Annotated in this window: 11 protein-coding genes; 3 read left to right on the top strand and 8 right to left on the bottom strand. The window is 63.0% G+C overall.

All coding sequences use genetic code 11. The features are described 5' to 3' along the window. Nucleotides 1–530: 530 nt before the first annotated feature. The 5 genes from NJT13_RS01665 to NJT13_RS01645 form a co-directional block, all read right to left on the bottom strand. Nucleotides 531–1,916, bottom strand: coding sequence for a family 16 glycosylhydrolase (locus NJT13_RS01665; protein ID WP_254523756.1), 1,386 nt, complete (start codon nucleotides 1,914–1,916; stop codon nucleotides 531–533). Between the two features lie 325 nt (nucleotides 1,917–2,241). After that, nucleotides 2,242–3,339 carry a glycosyltransferase gene (locus NJT13_RS01660; protein WP_254523755.1) on the bottom strand — a complete coding sequence of 366 codons (1,098 nt, stop codon included), beginning with the start codon at nucleotides 3,337–3,339 and terminating at the stop codon, nucleotides 2,242–2,244. Then, complete coding sequence (locus NJT13_RS01655; RefSeq protein ID WP_254523754.1) at nucleotides 3,340–4,323, bottom strand: glycosyltransferase family 4 protein; 984 nt, start codon at nucleotides 4,321–4,323, stop codon at nucleotides 3,340–3,342. Nucleotides 4,324–4,406: 83 nt separating this feature from the next. Then, nucleotides 4,407–5,267 carry a hypothetical protein gene (locus tag NJT13_RS01650; protein WP_254523753.1) on the bottom strand — a complete coding sequence of 287 codons (861 nt, stop codon included), beginning with the start codon at nucleotides 5,265–5,267 and terminating at the stop codon, nucleotides 4,407–4,409. Between the two features lie 150 nt (nucleotides 5,268–5,417). After that, nucleotides 5,418–6,992, bottom strand: coding sequence for a sulfatase (locus NJT13_RS01645; protein WP_254523752.1), 1,575 nt, complete (start codon nucleotides 6,990–6,992; stop codon nucleotides 5,418–5,420). 124 nt (nucleotides 6,993–7,116) lie between these two features. Between NJT13_RS01645 and NJT13_RS01640 the strand changes: the two genes are divergently transcribed. Together NJT13_RS01640 and NJT13_RS01635 are read left to right on the top strand one after the other, a co-directional pair. Then, complete coding sequence (locus NJT13_RS01640) at nucleotides 7,117–8,130, top strand: lysylphosphatidylglycerol synthase transmembrane domain-containing protein (RefSeq protein WP_254523751.1); 1,014 nt, start codon at nucleotides 7,117–7,119, stop codon at nucleotides 8,128–8,130. 68 nt (nucleotides 8,131–8,198) lie between these two features. Then, complete coding sequence (locus NJT13_RS01635) at nucleotides 8,199–8,696, top strand: metal-dependent hydrolase (RefSeq protein WP_254523750.1); 498 nt, start codon at nucleotides 8,199–8,201, stop codon at nucleotides 8,694–8,696. A gap of 112 nt (nucleotides 8,697–8,808) precedes the next feature. Here NJT13_RS01635 and NJT13_RS01630 read toward each other — a convergent pair whose 3' ends face one another. Beyond that, a complete protein-coding gene (locus NJT13_RS01630) occupies nucleotides 8,809–9,261 on the bottom strand; it encodes a metal-dependent hydrolase (RefSeq protein ID WP_254523749.1) in 453 nt (150 codons plus the stop codon). 274 nt (nucleotides 9,262–9,535) lie between these two features. Between NJT13_RS01630 and NJT13_RS01625 the strand changes: the two genes are divergently transcribed. Beyond that, nucleotides 9,536–10,057 (top strand): DedA family protein, encoded by a 522-nt coding sequence (locus tag NJT13_RS01625; protein ID WP_254523748.1) that lies wholly within the window; start codon nucleotides 9,536–9,538, stop codon nucleotides 10,055–10,057. A gap of 57 nt (nucleotides 10,058–10,114) precedes the next feature. Here NJT13_RS01625 and NJT13_RS01620 read toward each other — a convergent pair whose 3' ends face one another. Together NJT13_RS01620 and NJT13_RS01615 are read right to left on the bottom strand one after the other, a co-directional pair. Then, a complete protein-coding gene (locus NJT13_RS01620) occupies nucleotides 10,115–11,542 on the bottom strand; it encodes an arylsulfotransferase family protein (RefSeq protein ID WP_254523747.1) in 1,428 nt (475 codons plus the stop codon). A 130-nt stretch (nucleotides 11,543–11,672) separates the two neighbouring features. Then, entirely contained in the window at nucleotides 11,673–12,557 is an 885-nt protein-coding gene (locus NJT13_RS01615) for a universal stress protein (RefSeq protein ID WP_254523746.1), read from the bottom strand. Nucleotides 12,558–12,614: the final 57 nt, after the last annotated feature.

Here is a 12,614-nt window from a genome sequence, read left to right as displayed (position 1 = left end):
CAGCGCCACACACCGAACACCGATCGTCACGAGTCGGCGTCGACCGTATTGCAGATGAGTTGGAGAGGAGCGCAGTCTGTGGATCAGCGTACGCGGTAACCACATCGTTCCACGTGACTGCCGGATCAGTGGTGCCTGCCCTTTTGCGAGAGCGAACAACCAGTGGACTTCGTTGCATGCGTCCCAGGCCGTACCAGAATCCGACGAACAGGAGTGACGGAAGAAGGCAGAGCGAAAGGACGGCTCCCGCGAGTACGAGGGTCATAACTGCCGTTTCTCCCGGCGCTCTATAACTGCATATCTCGAATTGTTCGCGAGTAATATGCATATCGCGGCGGTCCGTCTCGGATTGGATCACGAACGGGACCGGTTGGGCCGCAGGTGGATGCCCGGAACTGCGTCTCCTGGCGGTCCGGCGACCGAATAGAGCCCGAGGGGCAGGCGATGGTGGACCGCCTCGAGTTCAGGGCCGGTATCGAGCCGATTCTATCCGTGGAGCGAGCAGCGGCGGAAGACGGTACGGGGAACCCTCAGATCGGGTCGTACACCCGCACGTATTCGACCTCCATGCGCTGGGGTAGCTGGGTGCGTTCGTCGGGATAGCCGGGCATGATGCCGCCGACCGCGACGTTGAGCAGGAGGAAGAACTGGTCGTTGAACACCCACTGGTTGCCACCGACGTCCGCGGGAGTGAGCGTATTGACGTGGGTGCCGTCGACCCAGAACTTCACCATGTCGTCGTACCACGTGAGCTGGAAGTCGTGGAACTCCCGCGTGAAGTCTCCCGAAATGCTGTAGTCCGCGGAAATGCCACCGCCACCGGAGTAGCCGGGGCCGTGGATCGTCTGGTGGACGGTGTCCGTGTCGTCGCCCGTCAGCTCCATAATGTCGATTTCACCGCAGTCCGGCCAGCTCACGCTGGAGATGTCCTGCCCGAGCATCCAGATGGCGGGCCACAGAGCCTGCGTTGCGGGCAACCTGGCGCGCACCTCGACGCGCCCGAACTGTTTCTCGAACGTGTGCTCCGAGACCAGCCGGGCTGAGGTGTAGGGGTTCTGGCCGTTCGGAGCCAGTTCTTCCCGAGCTTCGATTATCAGCCGATCGTTCTCGACCCAGGCGTTGTCGCCGTCCGTGTAGTACTGCTCTTCCTGGTTGCCCCAGGAACAGTCGGTGTTCAACCGGCCGTTCCGGCCGCAGCCGCCGCCGGTCGCGAAGCTCCACTTCGAGGCATCGATCGAACCCCGGTCGAACTCGTCGCTCCAGACGAGTTCCCAGCCGTCGCCATCGAGATTCGGATAGTTGTCCGTTCCGCCGCCATCTTCGGGCGGCCCGTCGCCGCCGCTCCCGGCCTCGAGCCAGTCGAGGTTGAAGCCACCCTCCTCGACGTAGATTCGGATCACCTGGGTTCCGCTCGAGAACGAGACGTCGCGGGCGGTCACCGTCGTCCAGGATTGCCAGCCGCCGGTGTCGGGAACGTCGAACGTCGTCAGGCCTCGCTGATCCTGTAAGAGCGTAAACGTCCCGCCGCCATCGTTCGATGCCACGTGCGCAGTGACCTCGTACGTCCCCGACGACTCGACTGTCGCGGAGTAATTGAGCCACTCCTCCGACTCCGTCCACCCGATGTTGAAGTTATCGCCTCCGTACTCGATGTCCACATCGTCCGACCGATAGGCGCCGCCCGCGTTGCCCGCCGTGGAATCTCGAAACGCCCAGAAGGAGCCGTCGGTATCGTAGTCTTCGGCCTCGATTCGGCCCGGGATCGCGTGGCGTGATCCGTCGTACGGCGTCGCAGCGGCGCTCGAGCCGAACACCCCCGTCCCGGCGGCAGCCGTCGCCGTGGTCAGGAAGGACCGCCGTTTCAGTCGATTGTCTGTCGATTCGTCCGTCCGGTCTGAACGATTGTCCTCGTACATCCTGAGTCATTTCCCGTAGCCGTCGGGGAGTTCCCCGGCATTGAACTGCCGGGTCGGTTCCGACACTATTGTCATGATATACCGCCACACGGGCCCAATATTTTCCCATATGAATCTACGAAAATTAGTGAGCCAGAAGTGTGATTCCGGATACCGGGTTCCCTCTGTATCGACGACCACCCGGTGACCGCTCGGGTTCTTCACAATCGGCACGGGACCGGCCGACCGGCGTCACAACTCCGGATCGAGACGTCGGGTGTGGGCTCCGCTCCGGAAGGATCGCTCGACCAGAACGAGGGCGTGGTGACCCGGAACGAAACGCGGGTCAACTCCGCTCTTCTTCGGAGAAGCGCCACGGGCTCTCGGTCTCGACGTGTGCGTCGTCCCTGGCGAGGGGCACGTTGTGATACAACTGCTCGAGGTGGTCCATGGTGTAGCCGACCGAGTAGCGTTCGACGGCCGCTCTGGTCTCGCGGTCGGTCGCCAGACAGGTTTCGATGGCGTCGACCATGGATTCGAGGGTTCCGTATTCGAACCGCTCACCGTTATCAGCTCCGATCGTTCGATCGAACGGGGGCACGTCGGCCGCTGCGACGGGCGTCCCACAGGCGTTGGCCTCGAGCGTCGAAAGGCCGAGCGTGTCCGCGGTCGACGCGGTCAGAAAGATATCGATCGACGAGTAGAAGATCGGTAATTCCTCGCGGGGGAGAAACGAGCGAATCTCGACGTTGTCCGGCGCGTTTCGCTCGAGACAATCGCGATAGGGGCCTTCGCCGACGATAACGAAGTCGTACTCCGTCCGTTCCTCGGCGGCTCGCAAAATCTCGTGTACGTTCTTCTCCATACTGAGCCGACCGCTGTAGCCGATCACGGTCCGGTCTGGATACCAGTCCGCCTCCGTCGGCTGGAAGAAGTCCATATCGATTCCGACGGGGAGCTGGACGTGTTCGACGGATCGCTCGATCCGTTCGGTCGACGCCGTGACGACGTCGAAACTCTCGAGAAATGCGTTCTCCAGGGGGACGTACCCTTTCGAAAGGGCGCCTGCAACCGACTCCAGTTTGACGCTCTGGTGAAAATACTCTTCGAGCGGCGTGTGGTGGGTGTATATCGTCGGCAGGTCGTTTTTCCAGGCGTAGTAGCGACCGAGAACGCCGATCGGAGCGGGCCCGTGACAGTGAACGACGTCGAGGTCGGGGAGGGACGACGGTCGTTTCGTCAGTGGAATCCTGTAGCCGGCGTAGAACGGATTCGGGAGCGATCTGACCGGAATTTCTCGCTCACCGGGCTCGTAATCGCCGTCCGGGTAGACGACGTACACCTCGTGTCCCTTCCGTTCGAGCTCTTCGCGCCAAAGCTTGATCGTGTACGTTACGCCGTCGATCTCGGGAAAGTAACTGTCGGTGAAAAATCCGATTTTCATCTAGGCCACCTCTTCGTATAGCGACTGATACTGGTTCGCGACCGACTCGAGCGAAAACGCCTCACTTCGCCTGGCCGCGTTCGATCCGAGGCGGTCTCGTTCCGCCGGGTCCGCGAGCCGTTCCAGCGCCTCCACGAATCCGTCGACACCCGATTCCGATACCTTCAGGCAGTCCTCGCCGTCCTCGAGCCACGAGAACGTCTCGATATCCCTGACGAGAACCGGTTTTCCGGCGGCCATCGCCTCGAGGAGTGCGATCCCTTCGTTTTCTTCGTGCGTCGGGAAACAGAAGATGTCGCCCGCCGCAAACGCACCGCGAACGTCGTCGACGAATCCAGTAAAGGTACAGTTGTCCGGCGCGTTTTCGATCAACGCCGTCGTCTCCCGTCCCTTGAGCGAGAGATCCAGGTGACCGAACCACGCAAAATCGAGTTCGGGCTTCCGACGGGCCAGTTCGACGAACGTCTCGAGACCTTTGCGCTTGATGACGTGACCGACGAGGAACACGACGGGCGGGCTGAGGTCGTATCGCTCTCGGTACTCCGACTCGAACGATTCGAACCCGTCGAGTTTCTCCCGGTCCACGCCGTTCGAGATGACGGTCGTCGGCACGTCGGTATAGGTTTCTATCAGCCGCCGATTGTACTCGGATGGGCAGACCAGCGCATCGGCCAATCCGTAGGCCCGTTCGAGGTAGGGTCGAAGCGGTTTCGCAAGCGCGTTCGTAAATCGAAAACTGTCGCCGAAATCCTCGGCCGTCACGTGCGCGTTCGCGATGACGGGGACGTTCCGGCGCTGCGCTCGCTTCGCGTACCAGACGGAGCGGGGACCCATCAGGTTACAGTGAATCAGATCGGCGTCGAGCGACGGGTCCGTCGTGTACGAGAGCTCGAGGTGGTCCAGCATCTTTCGCTGGTGGACGACGGACTCCTTGATACCGCCGGTGACGTGGTCCTCGAGTTCGAAGTAGTGGCTGATCTTCATAGCTGCCCCCGCTGCCGGTCAGATAATCGCGATCGCCGACGGAATGCGGCGATCGGTGGTCCCGATTTCGTTCGAACGGTATCTTACTCGACTTCGAGCCACGGCACCTCCATGAGCGCCGGGATGTGGGTTTCGATGTGGTGTTCCCAGACGCCCTCCTCGCCGAACGCCTCCCCGTGGTCTGCCGTCACGATGACTTTCCCGTCCAGTTGCGGGATCAGGTCGGCGACGGACTCGAGAGCAATTCGAAGGTTCTCCTCGTAGAGTGCCATCGCAGCCTCTCGGGTTCCGTTTTTGACGAGGTCCGCCGGATCGAGTTCGAGCCAGAGACCGGCCTTTTGGGCGAGTTCGCTTCCCTCGAGTTTGGTCTCGACTTTCGGGCGGATCGTGTCGCCGAGCGACGACAGTGCGCCGCTCCCACCGTCCGGTTCCTTTTCCGCTTCCTCCTGCTTTCGGATCCCCTTCTGGATCTGTTTGAGCTTTTGCCCTTTGCCGCGGGAGAGGTAGGGCGCGTGTGGCTGCATGTAGTGAACGACAGCCCGATCGGCCCGGTCGACGGCCGCGCGATTATCGTGGAACGCCTCCGCCAGACTGTCCGGCGGCACCGTGCCGAGATCGTCGTCCCACCCGGTCTTCCAGACGTCGAAGACGTTGCTGATGTGGTCCGAAGCCGACCACTCGTAGTCACAGCTCGCCCCCCACTTGAGTTCGTTTAGCGGGATTCCCAGATCGTTGATAAAGGGGTTTCCGGAGAAATACGCGAGATCGTGTTCGTCCGTGAACGTCCGATAGGCCCACTCTGGCGTGGACGACCCGGTACTCCAGCGCTTTTCCAACGATCCGTCGAGGTAGTCGTCGTAGACCTCGCTGAACACGTCGTACCGGCACGCATCCAGCACCAGGCAGTAGTCCCAGTCCGATTCGAGGAAGTGCTGGTCCTCCATTAGTTGCGGCTACCTTTCGAGTCGACCTACGTATTCTTATTGGTTCCGAGAAAGTCACCGCGACCGGCCTTATCGCGTCGATACCGATCGATGCAGCCGATACCGATCGATGAAACAGTCCGATCCGGGATGGGTGCCGGTCGGTCCGTCTCACTCGAGATAGCCGAGTTCTCTGAGCCGGTCCCGCGTTTCCTCGTCGGCGTCCGCCAGCGCGTCACGGTCGTCTGCGACCCGTTCGTCGGGGTCGTCCCACGCACCGCCGACCGCCTCTTCGAACCGTGCGAGCGCGCGTTCGGTCGCGTCGACGATTTCGTCGTCGGCCGGGCCGACGGGCGATTCCTCGGCCGGATCGTCGTCCAATCGGTATCCTTCGTCGGGGATACGATCTGCACGCACGTACTTCGCATCGGTGGATCGGGCGGCCCGGAGACGCGAATACGCCCGATGATCGTCCGACAGGTCGATGCCCGCCTCGCTGGCTTTCTCCTCCAGGTGATGGAGTTCGATAACCGGTTGGGCGTACTCGACGAAGGCGTAATCGCCATCGTCGCCCTCGAGTACAGCCCGCTGTCCGGGATCCGTCTCGGCCGCGCCGTCGAACCGGCGGTAATCGCTCGAGAGGAGCGAGCGCGTCGGATCGCGTGCGACGGCCGCTTCGTCGCCGGTCGTTTCGCCCAGGTCGGCCGGGTCGACGTGCAGGGCATCCAGCGTCGTGTGATAGAGGTCCAGCAATTCGACGAGATCGTCGCGGCGCTCGGCGCCGAGTTCGGGGTGTTTCACCAGTAACGGGACGTTTATCAGCTGGTCGTAGAGGGCGAACTCGTGGCCGTACAGGTCGTGTTCGCCGTGGAGTTCGCCGTGGTCAGCACAGACGATGACGGTGGTCTCCTCCCACTGGCCGGTCTCGCGCAACCAGTCGAATATCCGGCCGAGTTCGGCGTCCATGTGGCTGATTTCGGCGTCGTAGAGCCCACGGATAGCCTCCCACTCGTCGTCGTCGATCGCTCGAGCCCCGGAGTTGTACTCCTTGGAATTCTGGCAGACGTCGTCGGGGTCGACACCGGGAGCGAAGCGCTCGCGGTGTTCCTCGGGTGGGTAATACGGGAGGTGGGCGTCCATCAGATTGACGAACGCGAACCAGCCCGCATCGCTGTCGCTCTCGTCGATGAACGACTTCGTCCGGTCGATAACCGAGGGCGTCTTCGAGTCGGCGCCCTCGCCGCTTGCGAGTTTGGCGTGTGCCATCGCACCGAGCCTGACGAGCTTCGACGCCAACTCGCGGAGGTAGTCGTTGTCGTTGACTGCCTGCCACGCGCTGGCCAGCGGGCCAGAGAGAACGTCTCGAGGAAGGACCTCGAAGAACGAATCGTGGTCGTCGAAGCCGTCGGTGAGGCTGGTATAGGGCGTGATCCAGGCGTTCGAAGAGTAACACGCGGTGTCGTAGCCGGCCGACGACAGAACGGTTGCGAGCGTCGTCACGCCGTCTAAGTACGGGCTCCCCTGGTCGGCCCCGTGCTGGCTCGGATAGAGCCCGGTGAACAACGAGGCGTGAACGGGCAGTGTCCACGGTGCAGGAGCGATCGCCGATTCGAACACGGTCGCCTCCTCGGCGAACCGCGAGAGTGCTGGCGTCGTCTCCCGTTCGTAGCCGTATGGTCCGAGGTGATCCTTCCGGACCGTATCGAGAACGACGAAGAGGACGTTCGACGAACGAGTCCTGTCCATTACTGGTGGCACTCGGCTCCACGCAAATAAATCGATTGAAGCGCGACAGCAGCGGCTCTTCCGGATCGATCCGGTCCTCAGCATCGATCAGACGTTTCAAGTTTGCTGACGATTGATACCAGGCATGGACGAGCGAAATCGGCGTGCGTTTATTATTGGGGCCGTCGGGACGGTCGCGGTCTTCGCCGTACTGTTCTTCTTCGTCGGTGCGCGCGGTGTCGTCGACTCGCTGCTGTCGGCCGAGCCGTCGCTGGTCGCCGGGACGTTCGGTCTCGCGCTCTGCTGGCTCGCGGCGTGGAGCCTCATGCTCCGAACCGTCCTCGCCACGCTGGGTGTCGACATCCCGATCGGCAAGTCGTTTCTCGTCTATGCCGGCGCCGTCTTCGCCAACAACGTGACACCGTTCGGCCAGGCCGGCGGCGAACCGATCGCCGCCTTGCTCATCTCGAAAGTCTCGGACGCTCGTTACGAAAGCGGCCTCGTCGGGATTGCAAGCGTCGACGTCATCAACGTCGTCCCCTCGATTTCGCTCATCCTCGTCGGCGTCGCGTACTACGCGACCACCGCCGCCCTGGGCAGTCGCCTCGAGACGGCAGTCGGCTCGGCGGTCGCGTTGATCGGCGGTATCGTGATCGTCATGGTGATCGTCTGGCGGTATCACACCACGATCGTCGAGCGACTCCCTTCGGTCATCGCCCCCAGACTGGGCCGATTGGATCGATTCGATTCAGAGACGCTCGAGGAAGATATCGCGGATCGAATGGGGCGGTTCTTCGAGAACATCGAGCGCGTGGCGACCGACCGGTGGCGTCTCGCCGCGGTCATCGGGCTGTCGCTGTGCGGCTGGCTCTTCCAAACGGCCGCGCTCACGGTCGCGTTCGCGGCGTTGGGGTACGACGTCCCGGCGTACGTTCTGCTGTTCGTGATCCCGCTTGCGAACCTCGCGGGAGCGGCACCGCTCCCGGGTGGACTCGGTGGTATCGAAGCCGCGTTCGTCACGCTCCTGGTCCCGACGACCGGCGTCCCGGCGTCTGCGGTCACCGCGGCCGTTCTCATCTTCCGGGGTGCGATCTACTGGATGCCGGTCCTGATCGGCGGCCTGTCGGTGTCGACATTCGGCGTTCGGGCGCTTCGGTGAGCGCCCGATGCTGGGCCGACCGTGCAGTTGATTTCCGTCCGGTCCCGAGACTCGGCCAGTCATCCGCCATGTACCAGGAAGGGCACTCCGGATTCAACGCCTTACTGTACGCACCGTTTCTGCCGCTGGTGACCAGCCGCTGGTCGCTCGAACTGGCGTTGCTCGGGGCGTTGCTCGCCGTCGGCGTCGCGAACCTTCCGGATCTCGATCAACCGTTGCCGCGGATCCGCCATCGGGGACCCACGCACACGATCTGGTTCGCCGTCGTCGTCGGACTGGTCGCCGGCACCGGACTCGCCGCCGTCGAACCCTCGATACCGCAGGCCTTTCAGTTCGGCTTCGTCATCGGTACCGGTGGCATCGTCGCTCATCTCGCGGGCGACGTCGTAACGCCGATGGGAATCACACCGTTCGCTCCCGTCTGGAACGCTCACGTTACGCTCGACTGGTTCAAGTCGAAAAACAGCCGCATCAATCGGACCGTGTTGCTCCTGGGAACGATGGCGTTGTTCGGGTCTCTCGGCCTGACGGTCGCGTATCGGGGCTTGGTCCTCCCGACCGGCTGAATGGGCCGAAATCACCCGCCCGACACCGATCCGTTCCGGTGAACCGGAACGAATCCGGAGAATCGACCCAGTCGGAGGCGAACGCCGAGACGAATCCGCCTCGAGGCGATCGTTAATCGATCGTGCGACCGTCGGTCGCTCGCCAGCGGAGGAGACCAATCGAGACGGCCCAGAGCAGGACCGTCGCGGTCGGACTGTGAACCGGAAGTCCCGGACTCCACGTGGTCTCGAGGGGGAACAACCAGTCGATTCCCTTCGGCGAGAGCGAATCGATCAGCAGGTGCGATCCGATCGCCAGTCCGACGGCGACCGCGGTCTCTCGGTACCGACTGATCGCGTAACTTCCGGCGACGACCGTCAGTGCAAACAGGGGCGTATGGGTCACCCCCCGATGAACGAGCGGCCACCCCCAGGCCGCCGGAAAGCAAAAGTCCGCGTCCGGAAGGAGCCCGAAGACGATGCCGATGCGCGGATCGGCGTCCGTGAATCCGCGAACGAGTGCGTACCCCACGAACGCGTGTGTCAGGAAGGCGCCCCCGAGAAAGAGCACTCGTCCAATCTCCATCGACCCGCTGTTCGTACGGCGCCATCACATAGTTTATGATCGACGGCCGCCGCATCTAATACTGGAGACGCACCGACCGGCAACACGGATCGACAACGGCACTGACCAGCAACACGGACCGACGATGGCACTGACCGACATCACGGATCGACAATGGCACCGATCGGCATCACGGACCGACGATGGCACTGACCGACATCACGGATCGACAATGGCACCGATCGGCATCACGGAATCGACAATGCTTACATTCGGGACCGATTACGCACGAATTATGCATCCGCTACAACTCGAGGAGTCGCCGTCCTGGCTCGAGTCGATGTTTACGTCGGAGATCGGGCTCGCCGTGTTCTTCGGGATCTGTATCCTCGAGGGGGCGATGCTCCTGCGGTTCATGCCGAGTGAACTCGTCGTGCCTGCTGCGCTCGCGCTGATCGGTTCGACGATCTCGCAGGCGATCGCGATCGTCGTACTCGCGGTCGTCGGGACGACGATCGGCCAGTTCTGTCTCTTCTGTCTGGTCCGTCGCGGCGGGCGCGACTACGTCCTGCAGAAGCGCTGGTTCCCGATCACGGAATCCAAACTCGACCGATTCGACGGCTGGTTCGACCGGTGGGGGGCGCTCGCCGTTCCGGTGAGTAACACGATGTTGTTCGTCCGCGGATTGCTCACCGTTCCCGCCGGCCTGTCGGAAATGGACGGACGGTCGTTCGTCGTGCTGTCCGCCGCGGGGTCGCTGTCCTTCCAGACGATTCTCGCTAGTCTCTACCTGTTCGGCGGTCACCTGCTCGCCTGACGTGGACGCGTCAGTCCGCCGCTCGAGCGTCCGTGACGGCGAAACCGACGCCGGAGTTTACTCGCCTCCCTGTCGGTACATCGGGAGACGGAACCTGACACCCGCGTCGTGGAGTTGCCACTTGACCTCGAGGCCGGCCCACGTCAGTCCGGTCAGAAGCACGATTCCGATCGCGGCGAAGTCCGACGAGCCCATCCAGACCGGGCTCGCGAAGAGCAGGGCGTTGTAGATCCGGTGTGGCAGCGCCCACTCGACGACGCCGCCGAGGTACTCCAGGGGTTCGAACGAGAGCATGCCCTCACCACCGTCGCCACCGCCCCCGCCGCCGCTGCCGGACTCGTCGGGCGTTCTGGACTCGAGGCCGAGGGCCGCCGCGCTCTGGCCGCCCTCGCTCTCGTCACCGGTCTCGAGGCGTTCGGCTTCGTAGGGGAGCGTCGATCCGACCTCCCACACGATTCCGCCGGACTCGTTGACTTCCATCACGCGGTTGCCGTGAGTGTCGGTAATCAAGGTGTTCCCGTTCGGGAGTCGATCGGCGTCCCGCGGCCACTGGATGCGGTCGTCCTCCCACAGCCAGGTTCGGTTCCACTCGCCGTTTTCGCGCTGGAATTCCTTGATCTGGCCGTTCTCGGAGTCGGCGACGACGACGGCCGGGCCGCCGTCACTTTCGGGGATGAAATCGGGGTTGTGCTGCTCGTGGAGGATATCGTGTTCGTTCTCGCCACCGAGCGTCCAGTTGCCCAGCAGCCCCTCTTGCCGGTCGAGGAAAACCACTTGATCCTGGTTCCGCAGGCTGGCCATGATACGGCCCTCCATCTGGCCGCTCTCGATGTACTCGACGTCGTTGATGTGGGCCCAGTCTCGGGGCCACGAGTGGCCACCGTCGAGCGGGAAGTCGCTCTGGGCGTCCCAGAGCCACTCGACGACCTCCGTCTCCGTGTCGACGACGAAGACCTGGTCCGAGACCATGTCGGCGACGACGATGTGCGTCTCGTTGATACGATCGATGTCGTGCCACTCGCCGGCGTACTCCTTGTAGTCGTAACGTTCGTAGACGACCTCGACGTCGCCGGTCTCGAGGTCGGCACGCTCGATGACGTTTCTGGTACACGGCGGATCACCACAGGTCGGTCCTTCCGTGTGGATCGTGTCCGTCGCGGCGTACTCGATGGTCAGCGGATCGCCGTCGACCGGATCGACGTCGAAGTACTTCGTCCGCGTGTTGTTGTAATAGACGACCTCACCGTCGGGTGCGTACGCGGTAATGGTCCCCGCACGTCCCGATTCGGTGACGACGGTATGATTGTCCGTCGCCGGGGCGTTCGGAACGCTCTCTTTCGAGGCCGTCGAAATTCCGCCCGCCGATGCGTTGGCGGCGACGGCCGCCGCCGAGACGAGGATGAGCACGGCGAGCGCGACTCGGAGCCGATTTCTCGTAATCTCCGACCGGACGCGAGCACGCGAGGGAATCGATTGCGCATTCACCGGTCCATCACCACCATCGAATACTCGATCGCCGTCTGTGGTACCATCCCTTGACGATTTAAAATCGAGCTATTTGTACTTTTTCTAGATACATCGAGCAGATTCATACAATTCAGTTAGCCAATGGGTTTCAATCGCTCTCGTCCGTCTCGCCTCGCCTCGTCGTGAGAACGGGCACCGAGGACGTTCGAATGACCCGTTCGGTGAAACTGCCGAGGAGGTGTCGGTCGAGACCGGTGTGTCCGTGGGTCCCCATCACGACGAGATCGATCCCCTCCGAATCGGCGTAAGCCGTGACCTCGCGCGGCATCGATCCGGTTTCGAGGGTCGTCGTCACGTCCTCGATGCCGGTCCCTTCGGCGGCCGCTCTCGCCTCGTCGAGGACGTCCTGGACGTTCTCCTCGAGTTGGGCGGGGAGTTCTGCGGTCCCGGCGTCGATCACTTCGGGTATCTCGTCGACGACCGAAAGGAGGTGGAGTCGCGCGCCAGTTTGCTCCGCGAACGCCGCCGCCAGTTCCAACGCTTCCGTCGCGTGATCGCTCCCGTCAGTTGGAACGAGGATATCCGTGTAGGGGTAGGTCGGCGTCGCGTCGTCGGCCGAACGAACCGTCAATACCGGAACTTCGCTTCGGTTGACGACGTAATCGGTCGTGCTCCCGAGTACGTACTCCCCGAGTCCGCGCCGTCCGTGCGCACCCATCACGACGAAATCGAACTCGTCGGTGGACGCGTATTCGACGATGACGGACCGCGGGTCGCCCTGTACGACGTCCGTCAGGACGGACACACCCCGTCGTTCGGCCATCTCGACGGCGTCCGACACGATTTCGGCGCCTTCCTGCTCGAGAACGTCGACGACGTCGCCGCCGAGGCGCGTGAGACTCGGCTGGTTCGTGTCGGCGACGTTGAGCAGGTGGACCGTCGCTCCCCGTTCGGCGGCGATGGCAAGCGCGTGTTCGAGGGCGGCGTTCGCGGGGTCGCTCCCGTCTATCGGAACGAGGATTCGAGTGGACATGCCCCAGCGTTCGACGTCGATCCGCTTACCCTTGTGGGATAATGGGTCGTAACCTGC

The organism is Natrinema caseinilyticum, from assembly GCF_024227435.1.
GTDB classification, from domain to species: Archaea; Halobacteriota; Halobacteria; order Halobacteriales; family Natrialbaceae; genus Natrinema; species Natrinema caseinilyticum.
This window is presented reverse-complemented; position numbering and strand designations above follow the sequence as displayed.